Here is a 26,344-nt window from a genome sequence, read left to right as displayed (position 1 = left end):
GATCAGTCCAAAACATAGCCGTAGGAGCCGTCAAAGTCTTGCTTAGCAACTTCACCTGCGGCACCGCGGGTAGGGCGGTTGCTCTTGGAAATTTCACCAAAGAGGAAGAGGTCTTTCTCTGAAGGTGGTTTGACACGGTCAGTTGGCAGAGCAATCGCTTCGCCGCGTGTCGGTGTTACCAGATGTGCGGTGATGACAATCACGAGTTCCGACTGCGCGCGTCGGTAATTTGCACTTCGGAAGAGGGCACCCAAAACCGGGATATCGCCGAGCCATGGAATTTGCGCGTTCACGTCTTGGAAGTCGTCTTCCAATAGGCCTGCAATGGCAAAACTATCACCATCTCGAAGCTCAACCGTGGTCGAGGCTTTGCGTGAGGTGAATGCGCTGATGTTGAATGTGCCGTCATTCAAGCCATTCGCTGAATCAAGCCCAGAAACTTCGGTGTTGAGTTCGAGGTTGATCAGATCCCCATCAACAACGCGTGGAACAAACTGCAGGCTGACACCGAAAGGTTTGAATTCAACGGAAATTTTGCCGTCATCCTGGGATACAGGGACGGGGTATTCACCACCTGCATGGAATGTGGCCTGTTGGCCAGACAGCGCGATGAGGTTCGGTTCCGCCAAAGAGCGCACCATGCCTCGTGCTTCAAGCGCTTCCAAAAGCAGGTTCAACTGAAGCGGACCAGCGTTGATGCCAATATCAAAGGCACCAGCTGTACCATCGGTAAGGGTGATCCCGGTTGTCGGATCGCCATCCGTAAAATTGACAGCGTTTTCACCATTCAGGAATGTCCCCGTGGTGAGACCATTTCCATCGACCGTGCCGATGAGGGAGGCGCCGAGACGTTTTGAAACCGAACGCTCCATTTCTGCAAAGCGCACTTTCAGCATCACTTGCTGAACGCCACCAACGGTCATCAGGTTTGAAACGCGTTCCGGTGCATAGCGCTCTGCAAGATCAAGAGCTCGCTGCATCTTTTGAGTGCTGGATGCGGTGCCCGATAAGACGATGCCGTCATTCGCAGTGCGAATGTCGATCTTCTCGTTGGGAAGGATCTGGCGCAGACGCTCTTTGAATTCACTGATATCTGCTGCGACACGAACATCGACATTGGTGATCAACCGGCCTGCGGCGTCTAAAAGGGTCAATGTCGTTGTGCCTGGAGATTTACCAAGAACGTAGATGGTCCTGTCAGACAGGGTTGAAATGTCAGCGATGGCCGGGTTTGCAATGCTGAGCTCTGCAAACGGGGTTTCGCTTTCCACAACAACCGCGCGGTTCATTGGCACCGACAGCATGGATTTGGTTCCGCTACGCACAACACGTAGCGTTTCAGCCACTAGGGGGCTGCTCACAATGGGGGTCAATGCGACGGTCATCCCGACCAGCGCCGCTTTGATGTAGTTCCGATATGTCATGTGACCTGCCTCTCCGATCACGCCTCAATTCGCGGTTCTTAGTGTCCGCATTGATGGCACTGTGCTGCAATTCGCATTTTTTTGCAAGAATCAAAGGCTTCGGGGCGAATCTGCATGTGGGGCGGGGGCAACAGTTGTCACCATAAGAAATGCGCCCCAGAGAGGGGCACATTGCTAAGCATTTGATTAGGCTCAGTTTGAGCAGGGGATTGGAATTTCAACCACTTCAGCGCCACGGCGTGTGCGAATTGTGCAAACACGCTCTTCCTGACGGGCCTCAACAACTTTTTTCTCGGCGCGTTTGATACCCAAGAGTTTGTTTTGATCAACCTCAATGGATTCAGCAACAGTATCATCCTGAGCGCCAACAAGGGCCAGTGATAGATTGCCAGAGTTCTGCGCTTGGGCCAGAGCAGCAACCTGTTCAGGTTTCACAGCAACCGTAACGGTACGCGCCACATTGCCTTTTACACCTTCTACATCTGCCTTCTGGTCGATCGCGATCAGCTGTACGCCTGCTTGGATAAGCTTGGTGAAATCTCGACTGTCTTCATTCGCAAGCCCCTCGACAGAACCAGTCCAGTAGACGTCAACACGGTCACCTGGGCGTAGAAAACCGGATACACCGCTCGCCACGTCAACACGGATAGCAAATGCACGCATGCCTTTGTCGAGACGGGTGGTCAGGCCAGCAGCTTCGCCGGGTTTGGTGATTTTCACGCGCAAAATAGGTTCACCAACTTCAATTGGACGAACGATGTGGCGCGGACGAATGTTTTCGTTCTTAAAGAGGATTGCGGCGTCTGAATACCAGCCATTTGGCAGGGAATCCTTGGGCCATTTTACCAATTTCACATTTTCCGGCATGAGCTTGTCGCCATATTTCAGCTCGGAAGATGCGACGTAAATCTCAGTCAGCTCAATCGCAGGTTCTCGCGACTGACGTTCTTGAGCGAGAGCTGATTGGTACTTTTCAACGTAGCTTTGCGCCATATGGACTGCAAAACCGGCCAAGCCGATGCCAACCAATAGTACTACTGCAAATAAACCACGCATGGTCTCACCTCAGGGTTATGTGGGTTGCCCACGTTTGCATCCATTGTGATGACGCAGTGGGGCTAAATTGTGAAAACCCGGTAACCATTCTTGGGCTTTTCACCGGGTTTTGCTGCATTAGTCGCCGCCGGAAACGCCTACCAAAGTCAAACCTGTGACGTCTTCGTTTTCAATGGTGGCTGCAATATCAGCCGCCTGCTGGGTGGTTTCATTACCAATCAGGGTCAGTGCAAGTATCGAAAGGCCGACCAAGCCGGCTGTGAGTGCTACCCAGTCGACGGTGACGGCGCCGTCTTCGTCGCCTGCGAATTTTTTGAATAGTTTCATATTATTTACCTCGGGCGGTGAGCTACTTAAGTGCGACTTCTTCGCCTTGACTGTACTATGAACATACAAAAGAGCGGGCCGTACCGCCGAGGTACGGCCCGCTAAAATCTCTACGCAAACTGCGGGTGACTATTAGTCGCCGCCGGAAACGCCTGCTGCTGGTGCAACGGCCGCAACGTTTTCAGATTCGATAGTTGCTGCGATGTCAGCGGAAAGCTGGGTAGTTTCGCCTTCGATCGCTGCGTAAGCTGCAACGCCCAGACCAACAACTGCTGCTGTCAGAACAACCCAGTCTACAGTTACTGCGCCGTCTTCGTCTTTACGGAAGTTTTTGATGAACTTGATCATTGTGTGTCCCTCCAAAGGATCTCAGTAATTTCAGTTTCCACCGTGCCGGGCCCTTAGTGGCCGTCTCTCTCTTTGGCCTGTTCCCGACTTGGTATGAGCATATATAGCCCCTTGATTGGGGCACGAATTGGGCACGAATGGTGCGATTTTGGGAGGTCTGAATTTTTTGCTAATAAATCACTTAACTGTTTGAAAAATAATGAAAATAAAAATGAAGAAATTTTGAATTTAGGTTTTTCTTCAATGAATCACAGGCGGATTTCCCTGTAAAGTTGTGCAATTTCACGCCAAATTAACCTTTAGTCGCATTGGAATTTCTGGTTTGAGCCAGGAAATTCTGCAAAACTGGCCGCAAAACAGAAATTGGAGCAGTTTTTCGTGCGTATTGGGCGACTCGCAGCGGTTTTGATCGCGGTTTTTGTGATTCCAACGGGGAGTCTTTCGGATTCGCCGCCACCTTTTCCCAATTTCGAAGCAAAACGGCTGAAACCACCAAGCGCTGGCACGAAAAAGCGGATCACTGTTCAAATTGAGGAACGGGCAAACCCCGCTGTGGCGCCGCCTGCCGCCAGCATCGGCACCACCCCGATACAGCCAGAAGCGGAAGACGGTGATAAACCTGTCTCTTTATATGATTGGTTCTGGGCGGTGGTGCCTGCGCAAACAGAAAAGCCGGGACCGGGGCGGCTTCAGGATGCATTGGAGGTCATGGCAACACCGGAAGGGGTCGCACAGCTGCCGCCACCAAGACTGCAAACCATGCAGGATATAGCCACGGCCTACGGACGGGACATTTTGCTATCCACAATCGGGACAGAAGTGTCTCCTGCAATTGCATTGGCCGTCATATATACGGAGTCATCAGGCAATCCCGAAGCCTTAAGCAGCACAGGCGCAATGGGGTTGATGCAATTGATGCCAGCAACAATTGATCGGTTTGAAGTTGGAGATGCCAAAACGCCTGCTGACAATATCAAAGGCGGGGTGGCCTTTTTGGACGTATTACTTCGCAAATATAATGGCGACCCGATACTTGCGCTTGCGGGATACAATGCCGGAGAGGGTGCCTTGGACAAATTTGCCGGAGTGCCACCGTACCCTGAAACAATGAATTACGTGCCGCGTGTTCTAAGCGCGTTCACTGTAGCGCGTGGTCTTTGCACCTCTCCGCCGCTTTTGGCGAGTGACCCCTGTGTCTTTAAAACAATCGCGAACTGACCTCAGCAGTTTGGCACGTTGACGGCGAGGCCACCCAGAGAGGTCTCTTTATACTTCTCATGCATGTCGGCACCGGTCTGGCGCATGGTTTCGATGACGGAATCAAGCGGTACGAGGTGTTTGCCGTCCCCGCGCAGGGAAAGGCTGGCAGCCGAGACCGCTTTGATTGCGCCGAGACCGTTGCGTTCGATGCAGGGAACCTGCACGAGACCTTTGATTGGGTCGCAGGTCATGCCGAGGTGATGCTCAAGAGCGATCTCAGCGGCATTCTCCACCTGTTCAGGGGTGCCACCCATAACCGCGCAAAGTCCTGCGGCGGCCATAGCAGAGGCTGAACCGACCTCTGCTTGGCATCCCGCCTCAGCGCCAGAGATTGAGGCGTTGAATTTGACAAGCCCACCAATAGCGGCAGCAGTCAGCAAGAATTCATCGATTTTTGAGGTGGTCGCACCGGGCACATGGTCAAGCCAATAGCGAATGACAGCCGGCAGTACACCCGCCGCACCATTGGTTGGTGCAGTCACAACCTGACCGCCTGCAGCGTTCTCTTCGTTGACGGCCATGGCGTAAGCGCTGATCCAGTCATTGATGGTATGGGGCGCCAGCAGGTTCATGCCGCGTTCGGCCATCAGGGAATCATGAATGGATTTCGCACGACGGCGCACATTCAATCCTCCTGGCAAAGTGCCGTCATTTTCTAACCCGCGCTGAATGCAGCCATTCATAACTTCCCAGAGCCGCTTACAGCCTTTGTTTAAGTTTTCGACGCCCCCACGAGAATGCTCATTGGCGCGTTTCATCTCAGCAATGGATTTGCCTGAGCGTTCCGCCATCTGCAGCATCTCTTCGCCGGACTTAAACGGATAGGGCACAGGCGTGCCTTCGTCAGTGGCTTTGCCTTCGGCCAATTCCTGTTCGGTCACAACAAAGCCGCCGCCAATGGAATAGAAGGTCTCTTGTAGTATAACGTCGCCCTGTTTGTCGGTCGCCATCAGGATCATTCCGTTGGCATGGCCGGGCAGGGCAGGCCCGAAATCAAAGCGCAGGTCTTCTCGAGGATCAAAGACAAGCTTTGGTAGATCTGGTGGACTAACAGTTTTATTGTCGCGAATGTCAGCGAATGCCGCTTCGGCTTTCTCGTGATCATATGTGTCCGGTAGGAAGCCTGCTAATCCCAAAATGGTCGCGCGGTCGGTTGCGTGACCGACGCCCGTGAATGCCAAAGAGCCGTGCAGGCTGGCTTTTAAGCCATGAAACTCAAACGGGCTGGCACGCATCATGTCTAGGAAACGCGCGGCGGCGACCATGGGGCCCATCGTATGAGATGATGAAGGCCCAACGCCAATTTTGAACATATCAAAGACTGAGAGAAACATCAGACTGCGGCTCCTGCTAGTGGTGTGACCGGCTGGGGATTGGAAAAAGGGTTCGGGGCAAAGCCTTCGATGGGGCTTGCGGCGAGAACGGATGCTCGGCGATCCAGCTTTTTGCAAAGCGTGGTTAGATTGGGCCAATCAGAGAGTGTAAACCAAGGACGATCACGGTTGGTGTAAAGGTCCATCCAACGCAGACAGGCGGCAAGGTAAATATCGGCTACGCTTGGAGAGGCGCTGTTGAACCAACTGTGCCCCTGACCCGCTTCGGCCTCAAGCAGGGTGAGGGATTTCGTGAGGTTCGCCCGACATCCATCACGCAAAGCTGTTTCCTGACCTGCTTTAATGTATTTGCCCGGATAGAAATGCATGCGCAGATTTGGGTGCAACGTGTTGGATATATAAAAGAGCCATTTCAGAAAATCCGGACGTTCTTCGGAATCTGGTGTTGGGGCCAAGGCGTTATGCTGCTCAGAAAGCCAAAGCAAAATTGCACCTGTTTCAAAGAGTGTGCCCTGATCTGTCTCTAGCGCGGGAATCAAACCTGCAGGATTGATCCGAAGATAGTCTTCCGAGGACTGCTCTTGCTTTCGACGATCTACAAGTATGTCTTCAAATGGCACGCTCATCTCCAGCAACGCCAATCGCACGATCAGCGAGGCGTTATCAGGGGCGTAATGCAGGCGGTAGGTCATACTCATAAGAGCTCAATAGCCTTCTATTCACACATCCGTAGGGGAGTTTGCGACGTTTCCTATCGGAAACAAGACTGGATTGCTAGAAATTCCCGCTCCGACATTCTGTGTCAGGGAGATTTTTTGGACCGAGCGGTGACGGGCACGAACGCTGTATCAGGATGAGTGCGCTTGTTTATGTTCATAAGGTAATTGTGTGCTCGCAAGTGCGCGGCTTCTTATCTATAAACTATCCAAGTTCATTTTACGGAGTCGCCCATGACCTCAGAGTTGTCACCGATCGACAAAGCCAAATTTGTGGCTGCCAAGAAAGCGGTGGAATTTGTCGAAGACGGAATGCGGGTAGGATTGGGAACCGGATCAACTGCGGCCTGGATGGTGCGTTGCCTTGGCGAGATGGTGCGCGAAGAAGGGCTGAAAATCCGAGGTGTTCCGACATCGACACGCACGGCGGAGCTTGCGCGAGAGGTTGGCATCGAAGTTGTCAGTCTGGATGCCGCGAAATGGCTGGATATTACAATCGATGGCGCAGACGAGTTTGATGGAGAGCTGAACCTGATCAAAGGCGGTGGTGGTGCGCTGTTGCAGGAAAAGATCGTGGCGACCGCGTCAGACCAGATGATTGTCATTACGGATGCAAGCAAAGAAGTGGATACGCTCGGTGCCTTTCCTTTGCCTGTCGAAGTCATTCCATTTGGGTGGCAGACCACGCAGGCTCTGATTGAGGAAACTCTGGTGTCCATGGATGTGCTGGGGCGCTCAGCCTCACTGCGTATGAATGGCGACAGCCCTTATGTCACTGATGAGGGAAACCATATTCTGGACCTGCATCTGAAACGCATTGGCGACTCGCGCCAGATGGCGATGATTCTGAACCAGATGCCGGGTGTCGTGGAAAACGGACTGTTCATTGATATCTGTGACACAGTTGTGATCGGTTATGGGGATGGTAAAGCCCAGGTGCGAGACATAAATGCAGGCACGATTGAAGAGAATATGCTGGACTTTGTCGAAGGCGAGAACCTCTTCGCTGACCTGTCTGATTGAGGAAAATCATGAGCTTTGATTACGATCTATTTGTCATCGGTGGTGGCTCCGGTGGCGTGCGTGCGGCACGGGTTGCGGCGCAAGAGGGCGCGAAAGTCGCACTAGCGGAAGAAGACCGTTACGGCGGCACCTGCGTGATCCGCGGCTGTGTGCCAAAGAAACTGATGGTTTTTGCCAGCGAATACTCCGGCATGGTGGAGGACGCGCAGAACTACGGCTGGGATATCAAACCGGGTGCGTTCGATTGGGATAAGTTCAAACTGCATATGCACAATGAACTTGATCGACTAGAAGGTATTTACCGCAATATTCTTGGTAACAATGACGTCGAGACCTTCGACAGTCGCGCCAAACTTGCGGATGCTCATACAGTTGAGCTGTCTGACGGCACCAAGAAAACCGCAAAACATATCCTGATTGCGACCGGTGGGCGTCCTGTTCTGCCGGAAATTCCGGGCATCGAACATGCGATCACTTCAAATGAGATGTTCCATCTGGAAAATCTGCCAGAGAACATCCTGATTGTTGGTGGCGGCTACATCGCCAGCGAATTTGCAGGCATCATGAATGGTCTGGGTGTGGAAACCACTCAGTATTATCGCGGCGCGCAAATCCTGCGTGGCTTTGACGACGAAGCCCGTGGTCTGGTCGCTGAAGAGATGTGCCAGCGTGGGATTGATCTGCATCTGGGCACCAATGTTCTTGAGATGCGCAAAGAGGGCGACAAGATCTGGGTCAAAGCGACCAACGGCGATGAGAATCTGTTTGATCAGGTGATGTTCGCGACGGGCCGGTCACCGAACTCCAATGACCTTGGTCTTGAAGAACTCGGCGTTGAACTCGGCCGCAAGGGTGAGATCGTTGTTGATGACTACAGCCAGACCGCTGTGCCTTCGATCTATGCTGTTGGCGATGTGACGGATCGCGCGAATCTGACACCGGTTGCGATCCGCGAAGGCATGGCCTTTGTGGAAACCGTGTTCAAAGGCAACCCAACCAAGCCTGATCATGAACTGATCCCGACTGCGATCTTCACGCAGCCCGAAATGGGTACAATTGGTCTGTCTGAGGAAGACGCACGCGAGCAGGAGCCGATTGAAGTTTACGCAACTTCCTTCAAGCCGATGCAGCAGGCCTTTGCAGGTCGTTCCGAACGCGTTTTGATGAAGCTCATCGTTTCTCAAGCCACGCGCAAGGTTCTGGGCTGTCACATCGTGGCGCCGGGAGCAGGTGAGATGATCCAACTGGCTGGCATCGCTGTCAAAATGGGCGCAACCAAGGAAGATTTTGATCGGACGGTTGCGGTACACCCAACCATGTCCGAAGAATTGGTGACAATGAAAACACCGACCCGTACGGGTTGATTTTCTTTACGCATCACACAGGTTAGTGTGGTGCGTAAGTGTATTACGAAAAGGGGATATACCTTTATGGCAGGTAATAACGGCGGCCCTTGGGGCGGCGGCGGAAACAACAGCGGCGGTGGTGGAAACCGCGGCAACAATGGCGGAGGCCGACGCCCACAGGATGACGGCCCGCAAATTCCTGACATCGATGACCTGATGAAAAAAGGTCAAGACCAGCTGCGCGTCCTGATGGGCGGCAAAGGCGGTGGTCGCACAGGTGGCGGCGGTGGCGGAGGCCAGGGCCCAAGCTTTGGCAAAGGCACCATTGGTCTGGGTGTGGTTGCAGCGGTTGTGCTTTGGGGCATGGCGAGCTTCTACACCGTGAAGCCAGAAGAACAGTCCGTTGAGCTATTCCTGGGTGAGTATTCCTCAACCGGCAATCCGGGTCTGAACTTCGCGCCTTGGCCTGTTGTGACCCGCGAAGTCATCCAGGTGACCCGCGAACAAACCGAAGATATCGGTGTGGGCGCGCGTGGTTCTGATGCAGGTTTGATGCTGACCGGTGACGAAAACATCGTCGACATCGACTTCCAGGTGGTTTGGAACATCAACGATCCAGCGAAGTTCCTGTTTAACCTGCGTGACGCAGAGCTTTCGATCCGCGCCGTGTCTGAATCGGCGATGCGCGAGATTATTGCTCAGTCCGATCTGGCACCGATCCTCAACCGTGACCGTGCATCCATTGCGGAACGTCTGAAAGATCTGATCCAGCTGACGCTTGATAGCTATAACTCTGGCGTGAACATCGTTCGTGTGAACTTTGACAAAGCTGACCCACCAACACAGGTGATCGATGCTTTCCGCGACGTTCAGGCGGCGGAACAAGAGCGTGACCGGACTCAGAAAGAAGCCGATGCCTACGCGAATGCCCGTCTTGCGGGTGCACGTGGTGAAGCAGCGCAGACTTTGGAAGAAGCAGAGGCCTACCGTGCTGAGGTTGTGAACCAAGCGGAAGGTGAAGCGAGCCGATTTAATGCCGTTCTTCAAGAATATCGCAAAGCACCAGAAGTGACTCGTAAGCGTCTCTATCTTGAAACCATGGAAGAGGTCCTGGGCCGCGTCGATAAAGTCATCATTGATGAACAATCTGGCGGTCAGGGTGTTGTGCCTTATCTGCCGATCAACGAACTGAGAAAGGGGACAAACCAATGACACGTTCCTTTGCAGCCCTAGTCCTGCTTGTCGGGGCCGTATTTGTTGCCCTGAATTCGATCTTTATCGTTGATGAACGTGAAAAGGTTCTGGTTCTGCAATTTGGTCGCGTTGATGCGGTCAAAGAAGAGCCGGGTCTGGCGTTTAAACTGCCCTTCATTCAGAACGTGGCGCGGTATGATGACCGTATCCTGAGCCGTGACCTTGACCCAATCGAAGTCACTCCATTGGATGACCGTCGCCTCGTGGTTGACGCTTTCGCACGTTACCGCATTGCCGATGTGAATCAGTTCCGTCAGGCAACCGGTGCAGAAGGCGATCAAGCGATTGCCGTTGCAGGACGTCGTCTGGATTCGATCCTGCGTTCGCAAACACGGGAAATTCTGGGTTCTGTGGCCTCAAACGACATTCTCAGCACCGACCGTGCAGCTCTGATGCTGCGCATTCGGACGGGTGCGATCAGGGATGCTCAAGCGCTGGGTCTGGAAGTGATCGATGTGCGTTTGAAACGCACCGACTTACCTCGTGAAAACCTTGACGCGACCTTCGCGCGTATGCGTGCGGAACGTGAGCGTGAAGCAACGGACGAACGTGCTCGTGGTCAAGAGGCTGCGCAGCGTATTCGTGCGCAGGCAGATCGTACCGTGGTTGAGCTGGTTTCTGACGCGAAACGTCAGGCCGAGATCATCCGCGGTGAAGCTGACGCAAACCGCAACGCAATCTTCGCAGAAGCTTATGGTTCGGATCAGGAATTCTTTGAATTCTACCGTTCGCTGGCTGCTTACCGTGCGGCCCTGCTGGAGAACAACTCCACCATGGTCATGTCTCCGGATAGTGAATTTTTCAACTATCTGAAGTCAGATTTGGGTGCGCAGTGATTGCGACTGTTCTATGGGCCTTCGGGCTTGTACTCATTGTCGAGGGGCTGGCGTTCGCGCTGGCCCCTTCGCGTATTGAAGAGATATTGAAACTTTTGAGTGAAATGCCGACCGCCCAGAAAAGGCAGATCGGCATTATTGCAAGTGCGCTTGGTGTCGTGCTCTTATTGGCGGGATCAGCTTTGCCCTAGCGGCTTAATTGAGAGCGTTTCTCTTCCTCACCCACAAAACTGACTTGAACGACGTTCTCAGCAAGAATGGAATCGCTTTCCATTGCCTCAAGAGCTCTGCGCATATGCCTTGCTGATTCAGGATTGCCATCCAATTCGGCCTGTTTGATCAACAATGGAAGGATGCGTTTCAACGAAGAGCTATCTGAACTGCTCTGACCGTATGTTTCATCAATTGCTTGCTGTGTTAATATCAAATGGGCTTTTAAGATCGGATACTGGCAGTAATGCGCCAAGCCAATCATTTCGTTGATTTTTTGGGTAAACCATTTGTGCATAAATCACCCCGCATTTTGTTTTTGGTCTGCTTCTGCCTTATTCTCGTTACGCCAAAGTATTGCTTTGATACTTGTCAATAAAATCTATCAAGACAATAGAAAGCAGGTTACGGAATACGATACTTGACTCTTATTTACAGGTTTTGAGAGGGATTGGCTCGAAACACGCAAGCTTTTGTAAATGAACAGATATTCAATTAGAAGTTCTGGCTTGGCTGTACTTTCGACCGCCGTATTTTCAGGCTCAGTGAAGATTTGTCAAGATTTGAGTGAAAAATCTCTCACTGTGAGATCACAACCGATTGAACCTGCATTACGATTCTTGTGACCAAGAGAAAGTGCCCTATGTTAAAACCAGTCACCTACATCGGGGGTAGGTGAAACCTGGAAACCAGATCAAAGGAGTTTAGGGAGTGAAACCACAGGCTGTTTCCGTTCCAATCACACAAACAGGCTACATCCGCGCGATGTGGCTCTCGTTTATCGCCATTGTTGCGCTCGTGGCTCAGGCCGTTGTCGCACAAGCCCGCCCCGATAGTTTTGCCGATTTGGCAGATCAGGTGAGCCCTTCAGTGGTGAACATCACAACCTCTACCGTTGTTGCCAGCCGAACCGGCCCGCGCGGCGTGGTTCCAGAGGGAAGCCCGTTTGAGGATTTCTTCCGCGAATTTGAAGATCGCCAAGGTGAGGGTGACCGTCCGCGCCGCAGCTCGGCCCTGGGGTCGGGATTTGTGATCTCTGAGGATGGCTATGTTGTTACCAATAACCACGTCATTGATGGCGCCGACGAGATTCTCATTGAGTTTTTCTCAGGTGAAGAACTGCCAGCGACCGTCGTAGGTAAAGACCCCAACACGGACATTGCCCTGCTGAAGGTGGAAAGCGAAGAGCCGCTACCATTCGTCAGCTTTGGTGACAGTGACACCGCACGTGTCGGCGATTGGGTCATGGCCGTAGGTAACCCGCTTGGCCAAGGCTTCTCTGTATCTGCAGGTATTGTATCTGCGCGTAACCGTGCGCTTTCTGGCAGCTATGATGATTACATTCAGACCGATGCAGCTATCAACCGAGGCAACTCTGGTGGACCGCTGTTCAACATGGATGGCGACGTTGTCGGTGTGAACACAGCGATCCTGTCTCCAAACGGGGGCTCGATTGGTATCGGCTTCTCCATGGCATCCAATGTTGTGACACGCGTTGTCGATCAGCTGCGCGACTTTGGTGAAACCCGTCGCGGTTGGCTGGGTGTGCGCATTCAAAACGTATCTGAAGATATGATTGATGCCATTGAAGGCCTAGAAAACACCAATGGTGCGATGGTCACAGATGTGCCTGACGGCCCTGCCAAAGACGCAGGACTGGAAGCGGGCGATGTGATCTTGACCTTTGATGGTCAAGAGGTCGAAGACGTGCGCGGACTAGTGCGCACCGTTGGCAACACAGAAGTGGGTAAAGCTGTGCGTGTGGTGGTTCTGCGTGAAGGCAAAACGCAGACGCTGAAAGTCACATTGGGCCGTCGCGAAGATGCGGAAGCTGCGGTACCTGCCGTCGCTCCGGCACAACCAGAAGAGCCAAGCGAGAAAGACATTCTTGGCCTGACTGTGACGCCAGTCACAGAGGCTCTGCGCTCTGAACTTGGTCTGGATACGGATGCAACTGGCCTCGTGGTGGCTGCGGTAGATGAGACGTCCAAGGCATTTGAAAAGGGGCTACGTCAGGGCGACCTCATCGTAGAAGCAAGTCAGCAGGCGCTCCTTTCAATCTCTGATCTGGATGCCAGAATTGAAGAAGCGCAGGACGCTGGTCGCAAGTCGATCTTGTTGTTGGTGCGCCGCGGCGGAGAGCCACGTTTCGTAGCTCTGAGCCTCGAATAGGATCACAACAACCTAAAGAAAGAGGGCGCTTCGGCGCCCTTTTTTTGCGTTCAGTACGTTTCGCTTAAAAGCTGTCAGTCTCACGCGTGATCGCAACCAGACCAAATTGCCGAGCGGTTTCTAGCGCGAGAATGCCGCTGTCGAGGCCCAGAGGTGCCTGATAGCGGCGGATCGCACCACGAGTTCGGGCGTCCATAATGCCTGTGATGCGACCACGATAAAGATCACGTGCTTTCAGAGCGCGCTGCACCGAGGCAATAAAATCGCTGGTCAGAATATCCGGGCAAGGTGCTTCAAACCAGGTTTCGCGCCGTTCCTTCACTATTCGCTGTAAGGTCTCCGTGCGATAGATGGCAGGGCTGAGAACCTGTCCATCCACATTCACTTGTGCTGGCTGCACTAAGATCTGCTCTGTCACTGTTTCGATCACAGCGGGACTGATCGATTTACCCCAACAGGTGCCGGGCGGCGCACCGGGTGGCTGTGCTTGTCGGATTTGCACAACATCAGGTTCGCGCAGCGCATCAACATTGCCCTGCAACGCGCCTCCGGCGTCGCAGGCGCTCATGGCGAGAAAAGCCATTGTGATCAGCGCGCGTTTTGATGTCATGCTCTGCCTCTTGGGCGTTTTCTGACAGATAGCCTGTTTAAAGGCAGGCGCATAGCCCATCAGCGGAAATATGAAAATCTCTGTGCCTTGCAGGTTAACGATCCACGAGATTTCAACAGGATGGCGCAACCGTTACCAAAAACCGCAGAAAAGGGGCTGGTCTGATCCCTTTGGGCGCATTAGGTAATCTGCAACTTTTGCAAGGGAAGACGAACAGAATGGCGAAAATCACCTATGTTGAATTCGGCGGTACCGAGCACACCGTCGAGGTGGCCAACGGGCTGACTGTTATGGAAGGCGCGCGCGATAATAATATTCCGGGCATCGAAGCAGACTGCGGTGGTGCATGTGCCTGCTCGACCTGCCACGTTTATGTGGATGCGGACTGGGTTGAGAAACTCGATGCGAAAGATGACATGGAAGAAGACATGCTCGACTTTGCGTTTGAACCTGATCCAGCGCGTTCTCGCCTGACCTGCCAGCTGAAAGTGTCTGATGCGCTGGACGGTTTGAAAGTTTTCATGCCAGAGAAACAAATCTGATGCTGGGCGCAGGGCCGGGCAAAGCGCGGCGTCAGCCGTTTCAAGTTTTGAAGTGCTGTTTGCGCCGCGCGCTTCTGGCCATTGCGGTTGTTGCGCCCGTCGCAGCGACGGCTGATATCAAATCTGCCAAATTTGCTGACCCTACCACACGATATGCTCATGCGGTGCTGGGCGATAATGTGGAATGGGGGGCGCTTGAGCTGCGCCTGAAAGGGGGGAAATCCCTGCGGTTTGTGTTGCCTGAAAGCCGCGTCTTTGAGGATTTGCAGCCGCGTCTGGCGGACGTCGATCTGGATGGCGATTTCGAAGTCATCGTTGTGGAAAGCAGCCAGGCCCAGGGTGGGCGGCTTGCGGTGTATGATGAGACTGGTCTCATCGCAACGACGCCGTTTATTGGCCGAAAATTCCGTTGGCTCGCCCCAGTTGGCGCAGCTGACTTAGATGGTGATGGTCGCGTGGAAATCGCCTATGTTGATCGGCCGCATTTGGCTAAGACGCTGCGCATCTGGCGCTTTGAAGACAATGGGCTGACTGAGGTTGGTCGCTTGGCCGGTGTGACCAATCACAGAATTGGCGAGGACTTTATCTCGGGCGGTATTCGCGATTGCGGCAATGGTTCGGAAATGATTGTCGCTGATGCGAAATGGCAGAATGTGGTTGTTGCGACATTCGACGGCAAAGAGGTTCGCTCCAAGACAATCGGCGCGTTTAACGGTCCAAAGAGCTTCGCTGCAGCCTTAGACTGCTCATAAGCTTCTTCTTGTCTAAGTACCTTGGGGAGCGCGAGGGGCTGGCCCCTCGCAATTCACCCGTTTAAAGCGCGCGCCAGCCGATGTCTTTGCGGAAAAATCCACCTGGCCAATCAACAGCATCCACCATCGCATAGGCCCGGTCTCGCGCTTCTTGCAATGATGCGCCACGCGCAGTGACGTTGAGTACACGACCACCGGTCGCGAGGGTTTTCTCACCGTCCGCCTTGGTACCTGCGTGGAAGACAACATTCATGCTGTCATCTGCAATATCTTTCAGACCTTTGATCTCTGTGCCTTTTTCGTAAGACCCCGGATAACCATTCGCCGCCATGACAACGGTCATCGCATGATCATCTGCCCAATTCACCTGGGCTTCACTAAGGCGACCTTCAGCAGCGGCCTGCATCAGGTCCAGCGCCTGTGCACCAAGACGCATCATCAGCACCTGACATTCTGGATCGCCAAAGCGGACGTTATATTCCACCAGTCGCGGCTGACCGTCTTTGATCATAAGGCCTGCGTAAAGAACACCTTGGAAGGGCACGCCACGCTTGGCCATTTCTGCCATGGTTGGTTTGACGATTTCTTCCATTGCCTTGGCTTCGATTTCAGCAGACAGAACCGGCGCTGGTGAATAAGCACCCATGCCACCCGTGTTCGGGCCGGTGTCACCTTCGCCAACACGCTTGTGGTCCTGCGCGGTGCCGATGGAGAGCACTTCTTCACCATCAACCAGCACAAAGAGTGATGCCTCTTCGCCTTCCATGAATTCTTCAATAACCACTTCCGCGCCAGCACCGCCGAAAGCACCGCCGAACATGTCGTCGATTGCGTCGAGTGCTTCTTGCTCTTCCATGGCGACAATCACGCCTTTGCCTGCGGCCAGACCGTCAGCTTTAACCACAATCGGCGCACCGTTTGCGCGGATATGCGCTTTCGCAGCCTCAGCATCAGTGAAATGTCCGTAGCCTGCGGTCGGCGCTTTTGCAGCGTCGCAGATTTCTTTGGTGAAGGACTTGGAAGCCTCAAGACGTGCTGCGCCTTCGGAGGGGCCAAAGACCAAGAGGCCCGCATCACGCAGACGATCTGCTACGCCCTTTGCCAAAGGCGCTTCTGGGCCGATGATTACAAAGTCGATCGCGTTTTCCTCGGCGAAAGCCGCAACCGCGCCACCGTTCTCGATATCCAGATCAGCACATTCAGCGATCTGAGCAATGCCCGCATTTCCCGGAGCCACAATTAGGCGGTCACATTTCGGGTTTTGCTTCACCGCCCAGGTCAACGCGTGCTCGCGTCCACCGCTGCCGAGAATAAGAATGTTCATGATCGCCCTTCCGCTTGGCCTTCCGTTGGGGGCGTTCTAAGCTGCGCGCGCACAGCAATCAAGCGAGGCAGGATGTCTGATCTGTTTGACGATCCACGAGAAGGCGAAAACGCCCCGGAATTTTCAGTTTCGGAACTTTCTGGAGCCATTAAGAAAGTCATCGAGGGCAATTTTGGCCACGTGCGAATCCGTGCTGAGATTGGGCGAGTCAGTTTCCCACGCTCAGGCCACGTCTATCTGGATCTGAAGGACGATAAATCAGTCATCGCTGGCGTGATGTGGAAAGGCGTTGCCTCCAAATTGCCGATGCGCCCGGAAGAGGGGATGGAGGTGGTCGCCACAGGGCGGATCACAACCTTTGGCGGGCAGTCGAAATACCAGATCGTCATCGAAAGCATGAAACCTGCGGGCGTCGGTGCGCTTATGGCGATGCTTGAAAAACGCAAGGCGCAGCTCTCTGCTGAAGGCCTATTCGACGCTTCTCGTAAAAAGCCGCTACCAACGCTGCCGGAAGTGATTGGCGTGGTGACCTCTCCATCTGGCGCTGTGATCCGAGATATTCTGCACCGCCTGCGGGATCGATTCCCACGCAAGGTGCTGATTTGGCCGGTGGCGGTTCAAGGCGAGAAATGCGCGCCTGAGGTCACCCGCGGCATTGAAGGCTTCAACAAGATGACCCCAGGCGGGGCCTTGCCGCGGCCGGATTTGATCATCGTTGCGCGGGGTGGTGGTTCCGTTGAGGACCTCTGGGGCTTTAATGAGGAAAGCGTCGTCCGAGCGGCGGCGGCGTCTGATATTCCGCTGATTTCTGCCGTGGGGCACGAAACCGATACGACTTTGATCGACTTTGCCTCTGACCGGCGCGCGCCGACGCCGACAGCGGCAGCGGAACTCGCAGTGCCTGTGCGACTTGAGATGCTGGCTTGGGTGGATGAACAGGGTGCTCGAATGACACGGGCGCTGGAGCAAGGTGTGACGCAGCGCGGGCAACGGTTGCAGGATTTGGCGCGGGCCTTGCCGCGTGCTGAGGTGCTGCTCGAAACGCCCCGGCAGCGATTGGATCGGGCGGGGGAGGCCTTGCCGCGTGCGCTGCGCACAACTGTCGATACGCGGCGATTGAAACTGACCGAAAAGGCGGCGGGCCTGCGCCCGAACAACCTGCGCCGTATGATTGACGGGAAGCGAAGCGAATATGGTCGACGGGCGGATCGATTGTCGGTTCAGCCCATCAAGCGCGACATTGAACGCAAGGTTGAGAGGCTGTTGGCCATATCTCACCGGTTTAAATCCGCGGCGGATGTGCAGCTGACCGCTTGGAATTCTAAGCTCGAAGGGTTGGAACGTCTGCGGCAAACCCTTGGCTATGAAGCTACGCTGGAGCGTGGTTACGCTGTAGTTTGGGATGGCGATCAGGTGGTGACAAATTCGAAGGATGCGGCCAAGGCTAAAGATCTTGAGATTCAATTTGCGGACGGGCGGCATTCGGTTTTAGGTGACACAGCCCCCAAGCCTGCGCCAAAAGCTGCAAAGAAACCTGCGAAATCCAAACCGTCAGCCCCGGATCAAGGCAGCCTTTTCTAAGCTACATGCCAACGTCTGGGCCGGGACAACTGAGGTCTTTGTCTGAAGGGCTTTCAAAAAGGATGGTGCCGGTATCGCCCGTGAACTCAGCGCGCAGCCCGGATTGGGTCATGAAAAACTGCCAGCACTGTGGGCCATCAACCGCTTCATAGACAAAACAAATCGTATCACCGCGTTCAAACCAATGCCCTTCCTGGCATTCGCCTTGCAGAAATGACCAACGCACACGCTGACGGCGCAGATAGGTTTCTGCGCCGAACTCTTGGCCATTGGCATTGTAGGTGATGGTGCGGCCGGCGGTATAGGCGTCAAACTCTGGTCCGCTTAGCGGCGTCTCCGCGCTGAGCGATGTGCCAAAAAGTCCAATGCTGAGAAGGAACCACAAAAACCGCATAGGCTATCGTGGCAAATTTTCTGCAGTCTGGCGAGGGCTTAGGCGGGTTTTACATGATCCAATGCCTGCGCTTCCAAGGCGGCTTTGGACTGGCCGGTTACTTCCATCACCAGCGGATCCATCATCGCACGCCAGAGCGGTGGCCAAAGAGATATAATCCCCATCACCGGCAAAGAGCGCGGCAGCATCGGCACGTCGTCTTCATCCAGACGCAGTTCTGTGTAGTTGCGACGCGGGTTCATGTGATGGTCAGAGTGGCGCGGCACGTTCAGCATCATCGCAGAAGAAAACGTATGCGGTGCGTTCCAGCTGTGTTTTGGACCAACGTGTTCGAACTTTCCATTTTCCAAACGGCGACGACGCAATCCGTAGTGTTGGATATAGTCGCTCGCGAGATGCTGAAGTGTGGCGTAGAGGCAGACAAACAGGAGCGATGCGACACCCATGAAACCCGCCAGCAGGAAGGCGGTGATGATCGTAACCGATGAACCAAAAAGGTAGGTCACATAAGGGTGGTTCCATTTCGGCTGCGGTGTAGACGCGCGTTCGCGGTCTTTATTTTCCGCTTCCAGGCCCTTCACAAAGGAGCCAATCCAGGCACGCGGCCAGAAATGATAGACGCTTTCACCCATATAAGCTGAGTTTGGATCGCGGTGGCTGGCCGCAAAGACGTGGTGCACTTTGACATGCGCCGATGCGTGGTGACCAAACATCAGAGTCGTATAGACGGCTACACCTAAACGGCGCAGCCAGCGGTTGCCCTTGTGAATCAGCTCATGGGCATTGGCGTTGGATACCTGCCCAAAATATTGCCCGAATAGGATCAGGCAGGCGATGCGCTCCCAGACAGCCAGTCCGGTTTTGCCGGACAGGGCCAGAACGGCAATCGCCATTAGGAAGATATGGGAAAACCCAAGAAATACAGAGAGTTCGACGCCTGCAGGGAATTCCCCATCCGCGTTTTTTCGCGCTGCTGCACCTTTGATCAGGCGATCCATCGTAAAGACAAAAACTGTCAGATATGCGACCGCTAGAATCGCCCAAATACCCCCCAGAAATCCTGCAAGGGTGAGCAAAAGAACCGGTACTGCCGTTGCCAGGTTAAACCACAGCATTTTTATAGCCTCCAAACGAGCGCGCGTTCCGATGGGACACTGGAGACAAATTTAGGAAATTTTAAGACGTCCTAGTGTCGCTCCTCAGGTACTTTGCGCGCAACTCGACGCGTGAATGTCGTTTTTGACCTCTTTTTTTAGATAGTAGATCGTTACGATTAAGGGAGCTTTTCAGCCAGGAATAAAAATGACTCAGCAAATCAAGAAAGGCGTCTGGAAGTCCGGTAAGGGCAAAGGTCGCCACACCCCAAAAGGTCGCCAGGTCGATGATGCGGCTTTGGAAGAGGTTCAGGCGCTTATTGAAGGGCGCGATGTCTCTCGGGACATGCTGATCGAATTCCTGCATCTGATCCAGGATCAATACGGCCATCTGGCGGCACGCCACATCCGCGCTTTGGCGGAAATCATGCGTGTGGGTCAGGCTGAGATTTACGAGGTGGCAAGCTTCTACGCGCATTTCGATGTGGTGCGTGAAGATGAGACCCCTCCGCCTGCGCTGACCATTCGTGTTTGCGATAGCCTGTCCTGCGAATTAGCCGGTGCTGAGCAGCTGCAAAAGGCGCTGGAAGACGGGTTGAACCCAGAAGAGGTGCGCGTGGTGCGAGCGCCTTGCATGGGCCGCTGTGATACCGCGCCGGTGCTTGAGATCGGTCACAACCACATCGACTACGCGACCCCTGAAAAGGTTCAGGCAGCCATCGCGGCAGATGACACCCATGCGCATATCCCAGAGTATGAGACATTCGCGGGTTATGAGGCGGACGGCGGTTACGCCACGCTGAAAGAGCTGCGCGCAAATGGCGACTGGGAAGCGGTGCAAGACAAGGTGCTTGAGGCCGGTCTGCGTGGTCTTGGTGGTGCGGGCTTCCCGTCTGGCAAGAAATGGGGCTTTGTTCGCATGAACGAAGGTCCACGCTATCTGGCGGTGAACGGCGACGAAGGTGAACCGGGTACATTCAAAGACCGTTACTATCTGGAGCGCACACCGCATGTCTTCCTTGAAGGCATGTTGATTGCCGCTTGGGCTGTCGAGGCGGAAAAAGCCTTCATCTATATGCGCGACGAATATCCAGCGGTTCTGGAAATCCTGCGCCGTGAGATCAAAGCGTTGGAAGATGCTGGCATCGTGGAAGCGGGTTACATCGACCTGCGTCGTGGAGCCGGGGCGTACATTTGCGGCGAAGAATCCGCGATGATCGAATCCATCGAAGGGAAACGTGGTGAGCCGCGTCACCGTCCGCCATTTGTGGCGCAGGTGGGTATCTTTGGTCAGCCGACTTTGGTGCATAACGTTGAGACGCTCTATTGGGTCTGCAAAATCAACCGCGAAGGCCCTGAGTGTCTGAACAGCACCGAGAAGAACGGCCGCGTTGGTCTGCGCTCTTATTCTGTATCTGGTCGCGTGAAGAACCCAGGTGTGCATCTGCTGCCTGCAGGTTCCACCATTGATGACATCATAGCGGCCTGTGGCGGTATGCTTGATGGCCATGCGTTCAAAGCCTATCAGCCAGGTGGCCCGTCTTCTGGGCTGCTTCCTGCCAGCATGAACGACATTCCATTGGACTTTGACACCCTTCAACCACATGGCACCTTCATTGGTTCAGCTGCGGTTGTCGTTCTGTCTGACAAAGACAGCGCGAAACAGGCGGCCTTGAATATGCTGCGCTTCTTTGAAGACGAGAGCTGTGGTCAGTGTACGCCATGCCGTGTGGGCTGTGAAAAAGCTGTGAAGCTGATGTCGAAAGACAAGTGGGACACCGGGCTTTTGGAAGAACTGTCCCAGACGATGGTAGATGCTTCGATCTGCGGTCTGGGCCAAGCGGCACCAAACCCGATCCGTTTGACCATCAAACACTTCGCGGATGAAATCTGACCCTGATTAGTTCAGAGATTTGAGGAAAGGCCGCATGTCATCTTGGCGTGCGGCCTTTTCAATTGGGACAATCCACATTAACTGGGAATAACGGCAATTTCCGGAGGCCTCATGGCGTTTTTCTCTAAGCTCAAAGATCGCTTGTTCAAATCTTCTTCGCGCCTTGAAGAAGGGCTGGATGCGATTGTGGAAGATGGCGGTGAAGAAGTTGTTGAGGTGCCTGCTGAGGTGCCTGTTGAAACACCTGTAGAGCCAGAAACTCCACAAGCGCCGCCTGAGGCTGAAGCGCCTGCTGCAGAGGATGCTCCGGCGGCGGTCGAACCTGAGCCGGTTGTTGAACCGGAGCCAATCGCAGACCCAATCCCCGAGCCCACACCAGCGCGGGATGTTTCAGAAAAACCTGTTGAAAAACAGAGCCTTTTGGGTCGCCTGACTGGTCGAAAGCCTGCCAAGCCTGTCATCAAGCGCGAGCTGGATGATGAAATGCTGGAACAGCTGGAAGAGTTGTTGATCGCCTCTGATATGGGCGTGGATACTGCGCTGCGCGTAACAGCGAATATCGCGGAAGGGCGCTTTGGTAAGAAGGTCTCGACCGAAGAAATCAAACAGATTCTGGCCGATGAAGTCACACGCATCATGGAAACTGTGGCTAAACCGTTGCCAATCTACCCGAAGACCCCACAGGTCGTGCTTGTCGTTGGTGTGAATGGTTCGGGTAAGACAACTACAATCGGGAAGCTCGCCAGCCAGTTTAAAGACGCCGGAAAATCGGTGGTCATCGCTGCAGGGGATACATTCCGCGCAGCGGCTGTGGAGCAGCTGCAGGTTTGGGGCGACCGGGCGGGAGTGCCTGTTTTGACAGCGCCGGAAGGTTCTGATCCGGCGTCTTTAGCATTTGATGCGATGACCAAAGCACAAGAAATGGGTGCGGATCTCTTGATGATCGACACGGCGGGGCGTTTGCAGAACCGCCAGGACCTGATGGAAGAGCTGGCTAAAATCGTGCGCGTTATTCGCAAGAAGGATGAATCCGCGCCGCATAACACCTTGCTGGTGCTTGATGCGACCACTGGTCAGAACGCACTCAGTCAAGTCGAGACATTCCAGAAGCTCGCGGACGTTTCTGGTCTTGTCATGACCAAGCTTGACGGCACGGCCAAAGGCGGTGTGCTTGTTGCGCTGGCAGATAAATTCGGCCTTCCAATCCACGCGATTGGGGTGGGGGAGAAAATAGACGATCTCGCCCCGTTTGATCCTCAGGAATTTGCCCAGGCGCTGACAGGTAGCGACAAGTCCTGAATTCTTCTTTGTAGAAATACTTCGGGGGTTTGGGGGCTGGCCCCCAAGTGCAGAGCATGAGTGACTGGCTGATTTCTCTGGAAGGCACTGAAGCGGGCCATCAGCTTGCGCTTCTTCTCGCCATTGCAGCAGCCATCCTGCACGCTGTCTTTGGCGCTTTGCAAAAGGGCCGGCATGATCCGTGGCTGACGCGTGGTGCAATTGATGCGAGCTATGGGCTAATGGCGATGCCCATTGCGCTTTTTGTAGTGCCTTGGCCAGAACCACATATGTGGCCGATTTTTCTCGGCGTCTTCGTGATACACGTCGGCTACAAGATTATGCAGTCGCTGTCTTACACAATGGGCGCCTTCACCGTTGTTTATCCCGTTGTGCGTGGCACAGGTCCTCTGTTCACTGTCATCGGAGCATATCTGATCTTTGGCGAGACTTTTTCTGGCGTCCAATGGCTGGGAGTAGGTGTGCTTCTGGCCGGAATCTTTGGCCTTGCCGTCTACAATGTGATCTTCCTGACCAGCGAGCGTGAAACGCTTGATAGAGCGCTGTTCTTCGCCTTCATCACTGGTGGCTTTGTGGCGCTTTATACGACTTATGACGCCTATGGTATCCGTGCGACCGCTGATCCGCTGACCTTTCTGGCGTGGTTTTTCTTCATCGATGGGCTTGCCATTCCACCATACGCTCTTTGGCGATACCGCCGTATGAGTCACCCGCCTCAAGTTGGCCCCTTGATGCTGCGCGGCGTGATAGGTGCTTTTATCGGCATTGCGTCCTTTGGCGCGATAATGCTGGCCACTCGCCTTGATAAGGTTGGGGAAGCGGCTGTGTTGCGCGAAACTTCCACCGTCTTTGCGGCGCTTATCGGGTGGATTTTCCTCAAAGAAACCGTTGGCCCGCGCCGGATTGCTCTCATGGGTTTGATTGCTCTTGGGGCCGTGATAGTTGAACTCGGCGGTTAACACCCCACATCAAGGCAATCGACCAGTTAAGGAGTGCCCAATGGCAGGCAAACAGATCAATCCAATGCTCAAAATGGCGCTCGAATTGGGTCCTATTTTGCTGTTTTTCGTGGGTTATCTGCGGCTGCGGGATGAAAGCTTCCTGATCGGTGGGACCGAATATGACGGGTTTATCGTTGTGACTGCGGCCTTTGTGCCCCTAATTGCGCTCACCAGTTTTATTCTCTGGCGGCTGACGGGCCATCTATCCAAGATGCAGATTGCAACGGTAGTATTGGTGACTGTTTTTGGAGGTCTATCGGTTTGGCTGAACGATGATCGTTTCTTCAAAATGAAGCCAACCATGATTTATCTGCTCTTTGGTGGGGCACTGGGCCTGGGTCTGCTGCGCGGACAAAGCTATCTGAAATTCGTTATGGAAGAAGTGTTGCCGCTAGAAGACGAGGGCTGGATGCTTTTGACCAAACGCCTGACTGGGTTTTTCATTGGCCTTGCAGTGTTGAACGAGGTGATCTGGCGCACTCAAAGCACAGACACATGGGTCTATTTCAAAACGTTCGGTCTAACCGCTGCCGTGTTCCTCTTTTTTATGACGCAAGCCGGTTTGCTAACAAAATACGCAATTGAAACCGAAGGCGACGACGCAGCCTAAGGCAGAAATTGATGACTTTCCGGCCATTGGCTTAAGAATTCCTCAGTCTATTTCCGCGATACTGGTCCGCAGGATCGACCGCCGCGGGTACCTCTAAGCGATAATTCACCGTTAACGGCGGCTCTCATTCCGCCACAAAGGTGATGCCCGCTAAGAGGTACAGCTATTGAGGAACCGAGATGACAGTATTTGTAAAAGCGACAATCGTTGTGGCAGCAGGGGCGCTGTTGCTGGGATGTGATCGAAGCGAATATGAAACAGCCCCGGTCGCGCTGAAACATAGGGGAGGTACAGTGACCTGCCAGCTTTATACGGTTGACCGCGTGATGTGGGACCATGCGCTGACTTTCCCGGATGAGCTGACAAAGGAAGAGGCCGACGCAATTTGCACAGCCGAAGGAGAACGTCGGCTGGTCGAGTATAAAGTTTCGCTTAAACGGAAAAAGGGTAAGGACGGCTAGTCTTCGCGATGCGCCGTCTTTGAGTTTGATGTAAAAGCGGTGCTTCAGCTTATCAATCCTTGCGCGAAACAAGCGATTGCTTTCCATATTCTATTGACCCTTTAGTGACGCGGCGTTAAATCGAGCTTGTGGCGATTTGTTACCGGATTGCGGGCCACGTGGTTTCGATTGAAGCCCAAATTCCGCTAAAGAGGTCAGGACGGAAGAACCCCCTTACGCTTGGCCGTGCGGGGGTTTTTTGTTTGCACCGGGCAGGGACTCGGGCGCTAAGGAGACGAAGATGAGCGACTGGAAAAACCGCACGAAACTCGTGCACGGCGGCATTCGCCGCAGCCAGTATAACGAAGTCAGCGAAGCGATCTTCCTGACCCAAGGGTTCGTATACGAAAATGCAGAGCAAGCTGAGGCGCGGTTCATTGAATCTGGCCCAGACGAGTTCATCTATGCGCGTTACGGCAACCCAACGGTCTCCATGTTCGAACAGCGCATTGCACTCTTGGAAGGTGGTGAAGACGCCTTTGCAGCCGCTTCTGGCATGGCTGCGGTCAACGGCGCTCTGATGTCGCTTGTTCAAGCGGGCGATCACGTGGTTTCCGCTAAGGCGCTCTTTGGCTCTTGTCTGCACATCCTTGAAAACATCCTGATGAAGCTTGGCGTCGAGGTCACCTTTGTAGATGGTCCAAACCTAGATGAATGGCGTGCGGCTGTTCGCGAAAACACTAAGATTTGTTTCTTTGAATCCATGTCCAATCCTACGCTGGAAGTCATCGATATCGCCGGTGTTTCCGAGATCGCGCATTCCGTTGGCGCAACTGTGGTTGTGGACAACGTGTTCTCGACACCCGTGTTTTCAAACGCCATCGCACAGGGTGCAGACGTTGTTGTTTATTCCGCGACCAAGCACATTGATGGCCAGGGCCGTGCGCTGGGCGGTGTGATCATTGGTAAACAGGAATATATCCGCGGACCTCTGGAAACCTATATGAAGCACACTGGAGGGTCGCTCTCTCCGTTCAATGCGTGGGTCATGCTGAAGGGGTTGGAAACTATCGATCTGAGGGTGCGTGCACAGGCGGAGAGCGCACAGAAAATTGCTGAAACACTGGAGGGTCATCCGGCCTTGCTGCGCACACTTTACCCAGGTCTTAAAACTCATGCGCAAAACGCACTGGTGCAAACACAGCTTGACGGTCATGGCGGAACGGTGCTGTCGCTGGATATTAAGGGTGGCAAGGATGCAGCCTTTAAGTTCCTCAACGCGCTGCAGATCCCGGTGATTTCCAACAATCTGGGTGACGCGAAGTCGATTGCGACGCACCCAGCAACCACAACGCACCAACGTCTGAGCGACGAACAGAAGGATGATTTGGGAATCACTCCTGGTCTGGTCCGCTTCTCAATTGGCCTTGAGGACGCAGATGATCTCGTAAATGACGCTTTGGCGGCGCTGGAAGCTTCTCAAAGCTGACATCTTTG

27 protein-coding genes are annotated in these 26,344 nt (G+C 54.0%); 16 read left to right on the top strand and 11 right to left on the bottom strand.

The window, feature by feature from the left end:
- Positions 1 to 2: 2 nt before the first annotated feature.
- The 4 genes from M0D42_RS09830 to M0D42_RS09815 form a co-directional block, all read right to left on the bottom strand.
- Positions 3 to 1,424 (bottom strand): type II and III secretion system protein family protein, encoded by a 1,422-nt coding sequence (locus tag M0D42_RS09830; protein ID WP_265018433.1) that lies wholly within the window; start codon positions 1,422 to 1,424, stop codon positions 3 to 5.
- Positions 1,425 to 1,616: 192 nt separating this feature from the next.
- Complete coding sequence (cpaB, locus tag M0D42_RS09825; RefSeq protein ID WP_265018432.1) at positions 1,617 to 2,480, bottom strand: Flp pilus assembly protein CpaB; 864 nt, start codon at positions 2,478 to 2,480, stop codon at positions 1,617 to 1,619.
- A gap of 117 nt (positions 2,481 to 2,597) precedes the next feature.
- Entirely contained in the window at positions 2,598 to 2,807 is a 210-nt protein-coding gene (locus tag M0D42_RS09820) for a hypothetical protein (RefSeq protein ID WP_265018431.1), read from the bottom strand.
- Between the two features lie 132 nt (positions 2,808 to 2,939).
- The gene (locus M0D42_RS09815; RefSeq protein WP_265018430.1) at positions 2,940 to 3,155 is read right to left on the bottom strand and encodes a Flp family type IVb pilin; all 216 of its coding nucleotides are present in this window, start codon (positions 3,153 to 3,155) and stop codon (positions 2,940 to 2,942) included.
- A gap of 378 nt (positions 3,156 to 3,533) precedes the next feature.
- Between M0D42_RS09815 and M0D42_RS09810 the strand changes: the two genes are divergently transcribed.
- Positions 3,534 to 4,373, top strand: coding sequence for a lytic transglycosylase domain-containing protein (locus M0D42_RS09810; RefSeq protein WP_330221168.1), 840 nt, complete (start codon positions 3,534 to 3,536; stop codon positions 4,371 to 4,373).
- 2 nt (positions 4,374 to 4,375) lie between these two features.
- On the opposite strand, the gene M0D42_RS09805 is transcribed toward M0D42_RS09810, so the two are convergent.
- A complete protein-coding gene (locus M0D42_RS09805) occupies positions 4,376 to 5,749 on the bottom strand; it encodes an L-serine ammonia-lyase (RefSeq protein ID WP_265018429.1) in 1,374 nt (457 codons plus the stop codon).
- Positions 5,749 to 6,447 carry a glutathione S-transferase family protein gene (locus tag M0D42_RS09800; protein ID WP_265018428.1) on the bottom strand — a complete coding sequence of 233 codons (699 nt, stop codon included), beginning with the start codon at positions 6,445 to 6,447 and terminating at the stop codon, positions 5,749 to 5,751. Before M0D42_RS09800 ends, M0D42_RS09805 begins: the two co-directional genes overlap by 1 nt.
- Before the next feature lie 252 nt (positions 6,448 to 6,699).
- Between M0D42_RS09800 and rpiA the strand changes: the two genes are divergently transcribed.
- The 5 genes from rpiA (at position 6,700) to M0D42_RS09775 (ending at position 11,115) form a co-directional block, all read left to right on the top strand.
- Positions 6,700 to 7,488: a ribose-5-phosphate isomerase RpiA gene (gene rpiA, locus M0D42_RS09795; RefSeq protein ID WP_265018427.1), complete on the top strand. Its 789-nt coding sequence runs from the start codon at positions 6,700 to 6,702 to the stop codon at positions 7,486 to 7,488.
- Between the two features lie 8 nt (positions 7,489 to 7,496).
- Complete coding sequence (gene gor, locus M0D42_RS09790) at positions 7,497 to 8,852, top strand: glutathione-disulfide reductase (protein ID WP_265018426.1); 1,356 nt, start codon at positions 7,497 to 7,499, stop codon at positions 8,850 to 8,852.
- Positions 8,853 to 8,918: 66 nt separating this feature from the next.
- Positions 8,919 to 10,046: an FtsH protease activity modulator HflK gene (gene hflK / locus M0D42_RS09785; protein WP_265018425.1), complete on the top strand. Its 1,128-nt coding sequence runs from the start codon at positions 8,919 to 8,921 to the stop codon at positions 10,044 to 10,046.
- Positions 10,043 to 10,924 carry a protease modulator HflC gene (hflC, locus tag M0D42_RS09780; protein WP_265018424.1) on the top strand — a complete coding sequence of 294 codons (882 nt, stop codon included), beginning with the start codon at positions 10,043 to 10,045 and terminating at the stop codon, positions 10,922 to 10,924. Before hflK ends, hflC begins: the two co-directional genes overlap by 4 nt.
- Complete coding sequence (locus M0D42_RS09775) at positions 10,921 to 11,115, top strand: DUF2065 domain-containing protein (RefSeq protein ID WP_265018423.1); 195 nt, start codon at positions 10,921 to 10,923, stop codon at positions 11,113 to 11,115. The genes hflC and M0D42_RS09775 overlap by 4 nt, the downstream gene beginning before the upstream one ends.
- Here M0D42_RS09775 and M0D42_RS09770 read toward each other — a convergent pair.
- Complete coding sequence (locus tag M0D42_RS09770) at positions 11,112 to 11,432, bottom strand: hypothetical protein (RefSeq protein ID WP_265018422.1); 321 nt, start codon at positions 11,430 to 11,432, stop codon at positions 11,112 to 11,114. The two genes, M0D42_RS09775 and M0D42_RS09770, sit on opposite strands and share 4 nt — an antisense overlap.
- A gap of 467 nt (positions 11,433 to 11,899) precedes the next feature.
- Between M0D42_RS09770 and M0D42_RS09765 the strand changes: the two genes are divergently transcribed.
- Positions 11,900 to 13,306 carry a Do family serine endopeptidase gene (locus M0D42_RS09765; RefSeq protein WP_265021135.1) on the top strand — a complete coding sequence of 469 codons (1,407 nt, stop codon included), beginning with the start codon at positions 11,900 to 11,902 and terminating at the stop codon, positions 13,304 to 13,306.
- Between the two features lie 64 nt (positions 13,307 to 13,370).
- On the opposite strand, the gene M0D42_RS09760 is transcribed toward M0D42_RS09765, so the two are convergent.
- Entirely contained in the window at positions 13,371 to 13,916 is a 546-nt protein-coding gene (locus M0D42_RS09760; RefSeq protein ID WP_265018421.1) for a peptidoglycan-binding domain-containing protein, read from the bottom strand.
- Positions 13,917 to 14,134: 218 nt separating this feature from the next.
- Here M0D42_RS09760 and M0D42_RS09755 point away from each other — a divergent pair, with 218 nt between their 5' ends.
- Positions 14,135 to 14,458, top strand: a complete 324-nt coding sequence (locus M0D42_RS09755; protein ID WP_265018420.1) for a 2Fe-2S iron-sulfur cluster-binding protein — start codon at positions 14,135 to 14,137, stop codon at positions 14,456 to 14,458.
- Positions 14,458 to 15,210: an FG-GAP repeat domain-containing protein gene (locus tag M0D42_RS09750; RefSeq protein ID WP_265018419.1), complete on the top strand. Its 753-nt coding sequence runs from the start codon at positions 14,458 to 14,460 to the stop codon at positions 15,208 to 15,210. The genes M0D42_RS09755 and M0D42_RS09750 overlap by 1 nt, the downstream gene beginning before the upstream one ends.
- Before the next feature lie 61 nt (positions 15,211 to 15,271).
- On the opposite strand, the gene purD is transcribed toward M0D42_RS09750, so the two are convergent.
- The gene (purD, locus tag M0D42_RS09745; RefSeq protein ID WP_265018418.1) at positions 15,272 to 16,534 is read right to left on the bottom strand and encodes a phosphoribosylamine--glycine ligase; all 1,263 of its coding nucleotides are present in this window, start codon (positions 16,532 to 16,534) and stop codon (positions 15,272 to 15,274) included.
- 72 nt (positions 16,535 to 16,606) lie between these two features.
- Here purD and xseA point away from each other — a divergent pair, with 72 nt between their 5' ends.
- Positions 16,607 to 18,115, top strand: a complete 1,509-nt coding sequence (gene xseA / locus M0D42_RS09740) for an exodeoxyribonuclease VII large subunit (protein WP_265018417.1) — start codon at positions 16,607 to 16,609, stop codon at positions 18,113 to 18,115.
- Position 18,116: 1 nt separating this feature from the next.
- Here xseA and M0D42_RS09735 read toward each other — a convergent pair whose 3' ends face one another.
- Both M0D42_RS09735 and M0D42_RS09730 read right to left on the bottom strand, forming a co-directional pair.
- On the bottom strand, positions 18,117 to 18,509 hold the full coding sequence (locus M0D42_RS09735) for a hypothetical protein (RefSeq protein WP_265018416.1): 393 nt from the start codon (positions 18,507 to 18,509) through the stop codon (positions 18,117 to 18,119).
- A gap of 38 nt (positions 18,510 to 18,547) precedes the next feature.
- Positions 18,548 to 19,624 (bottom strand): alkane 1-monooxygenase, encoded by a 1,077-nt coding sequence (locus tag M0D42_RS09730; protein WP_265018415.1) that lies wholly within the window; start codon positions 19,622 to 19,624, stop codon positions 18,548 to 18,550.
- 187 nt (positions 19,625 to 19,811) lie between these two features.
- Between M0D42_RS09730 and M0D42_RS09725 the strand changes: the two genes are divergently transcribed.
- From M0D42_RS09725 to metZ, 6 genes are all read left to right on the top strand, one after another.
- Positions 19,812 to 21,497, top strand: a complete 1,686-nt coding sequence (locus tag M0D42_RS09725; protein WP_265018414.1) for an NAD(P)H-dependent oxidoreductase subunit E — start codon at positions 19,812 to 19,814, stop codon at positions 21,495 to 21,497.
- Positions 21,498 to 21,608: 111 nt separating this feature from the next.
- Positions 21,609 to 22,796 carry a signal recognition particle-docking protein FtsY gene (gene ftsY, locus M0D42_RS09720; RefSeq protein ID WP_265018413.1) on the top strand — a complete coding sequence of 396 codons (1,188 nt, stop codon included), beginning with the start codon at positions 21,609 to 21,611 and terminating at the stop codon, positions 22,794 to 22,796.
- A gap of 56 nt (positions 22,797 to 22,852) precedes the next feature.
- Positions 22,853 to 23,755, top strand: a complete 903-nt coding sequence (locus M0D42_RS09715; protein ID WP_265018412.1) for a DMT family transporter — start codon at positions 22,853 to 22,855, stop codon at positions 23,753 to 23,755.
- A gap of 40 nt (positions 23,756 to 23,795) precedes the next feature.
- On the top strand, positions 23,796 to 24,407 hold the full coding sequence (locus M0D42_RS09710; RefSeq protein WP_265018411.1) for an inner membrane-spanning protein YciB: 612 nt from the start codon (positions 23,796 to 23,798) through the stop codon (positions 24,405 to 24,407).
- A 179-nt stretch (positions 24,408 to 24,586) separates the two neighbouring features.
- Positions 24,587 to 24,868, top strand: a complete 282-nt coding sequence (locus M0D42_RS09705; RefSeq protein ID WP_265018410.1) for a hypothetical protein — start codon at positions 24,587 to 24,589, stop codon at positions 24,866 to 24,868.
- Positions 24,869 to 25,148: 280 nt separating this feature from the next.
- On the top strand, positions 25,149 to 26,336 hold the full coding sequence (metZ, locus tag M0D42_RS09700; RefSeq protein WP_265018409.1) for an O-succinylhomoserine sulfhydrylase: 1,188 nt from the start codon (positions 25,149 to 25,151) through the stop codon (positions 26,334 to 26,336).
- The last annotated feature ends 8 nt before the right edge of the window (positions 26,337 to 26,344 follow it).

This window comes from Cognatishimia activa (assembly GCF_026016445.1).
Taxonomy (GTDB): domain Bacteria; phylum Pseudomonadota; class Alphaproteobacteria; order Rhodobacterales; family Rhodobacteraceae; genus Cognatishimia; species Cognatishimia activa_B.
This window is presented reverse-complemented; position numbering and strand designations above follow the sequence as displayed.

Excerpts from the sequence above, each read along its gene's own strand:
- M0D42_RS09830 (WP_265018433.1), bottom strand. The coding sequence starts at position 1,424 with ATGACATATCGGAACTACATCAAAGCGGCGCTGGTCGGGATGACCGTC.
- cpaB (WP_265018432.1), bottom strand. The coding sequence starts at position 2,480 with ATGCGTGGTTTATTTGCAGTAGTACTATTGGTTGGCATCGGCTTGGCC.
- M0D42_RS09820 (WP_265018431.1), bottom strand. The coding sequence starts at position 2,807 with ATGAAACTATTCAAAAAATTCGCAGGCGACGAAGACGGCGCCGTCACC.
- M0D42_RS09815 (WP_265018430.1), bottom strand. The coding sequence starts at position 3,155 with ATGATCAAGTTCATCAAAAACTTCCGTAAAGACGAAGACGGCGCAGTA.
- M0D42_RS09805 (WP_265018429.1), bottom strand. The coding sequence starts at position 5,749 with ATGTTTCTCTCAGTCTTTGATATGTTCAAAATTGGCGTTGGGCCTTCA.
- M0D42_RS09800 (WP_265018428.1), bottom strand. The coding sequence starts at position 6,447 with ATGAGTATGACCTACCGCCTGCATTACGCCCCTGATAACGCCTCGCTG.
- rpiA (WP_265018427.1), top strand. The coding sequence starts at position 6,700 with ATGACCTCAGAGTTGTCACCGATCGACAAAGCCAAATTTGTGGCTGCC.
- gor (WP_265018426.1), top strand. The coding sequence starts at position 7,497 with ATGAGCTTTGATTACGATCTATTTGTCATCGGTGGTGGCTCCGGTGGC.
- hflK (WP_265018425.1), top strand. The coding sequence starts at position 8,919 with ATGGCAGGTAATAACGGCGGCCCTTGGGGCGGCGGCGGAAACAACAGC.
- hflC (WP_265018424.1), top strand. The coding sequence starts at position 10,043 with ATGACACGTTCCTTTGCAGCCCTAGTCCTGCTTGTCGGGGCCGTATTT.
- M0D42_RS09770 (WP_265018422.1), bottom strand. The coding sequence starts at position 11,432 with ATGCACAAATGGTTTACCCAAAAAATCAACGAAATGATTGGCTTGGCG.
- M0D42_RS09765 (WP_265021135.1), top strand. The coding sequence starts at position 11,900 with ATGTGGCTCTCGTTTATCGCCATTGTTGCGCTCGTGGCTCAGGCCGTT.
- M0D42_RS09760 (WP_265018421.1), bottom strand. The coding sequence starts at position 13,916 with ATGACATCAAAACGCGCGCTGATCACAATGGCTTTTCTCGCCATGAGC.
- M0D42_RS09755 (WP_265018420.1), top strand. The coding sequence starts at position 14,135 with ATGGCGAAAATCACCTATGTTGAATTCGGCGGTACCGAGCACACCGTC.
- M0D42_RS09750 (WP_265018419.1), top strand. The coding sequence starts at position 14,458 with ATGCTGGGCGCAGGGCCGGGCAAAGCGCGGCGTCAGCCGTTTCAAGTT.
- purD (WP_265018418.1), bottom strand. The coding sequence starts at position 16,534 with ATGAACATTCTTATTCTCGGCAGCGGTGGACGCGAGCACGCGTTGACC.
- xseA (WP_265018417.1), top strand. The coding sequence starts at position 16,607 with ATGTCTGATCTGTTTGACGATCCACGAGAAGGCGAAAACGCCCCGGAA.
- M0D42_RS09735 (WP_265018416.1), bottom strand. The coding sequence starts at position 18,509 with ATGCGGTTTTTGTGGTTCCTTCTCAGCATTGGACTTTTTGGCACATCG.
- M0D42_RS09730 (WP_265018415.1), bottom strand. The coding sequence starts at position 19,624 with ATGCTGTGGTTTAACCTGGCAACGGCAGTACCGGTTCTTTTGCTCACC.
- M0D42_RS09725 (WP_265018414.1), top strand. The coding sequence starts at position 19,812 with ATGACTCAGCAAATCAAGAAAGGCGTCTGGAAGTCCGGTAAGGGCAAA.
- ftsY (WP_265018413.1), top strand. The coding sequence starts at position 21,609 with ATGGCGTTTTTCTCTAAGCTCAAAGATCGCTTGTTCAAATCTTCTTCG.
- M0D42_RS09715 (WP_265018412.1), top strand. The coding sequence starts at position 22,853 with ATGAGTGACTGGCTGATTTCTCTGGAAGGCACTGAAGCGGGCCATCAG.
- M0D42_RS09710 (WP_265018411.1), top strand. The coding sequence starts at position 23,796 with ATGGCAGGCAAACAGATCAATCCAATGCTCAAAATGGCGCTCGAATTG.
- M0D42_RS09705 (WP_265018410.1), top strand. The coding sequence starts at position 24,587 with ATGACAGTATTTGTAAAAGCGACAATCGTTGTGGCAGCAGGGGCGCTG.
- metZ (WP_265018409.1), top strand. The coding sequence starts at position 25,149 with ATGAGCGACTGGAAAAACCGCACGAAACTCGTGCACGGCGGCATTCGC.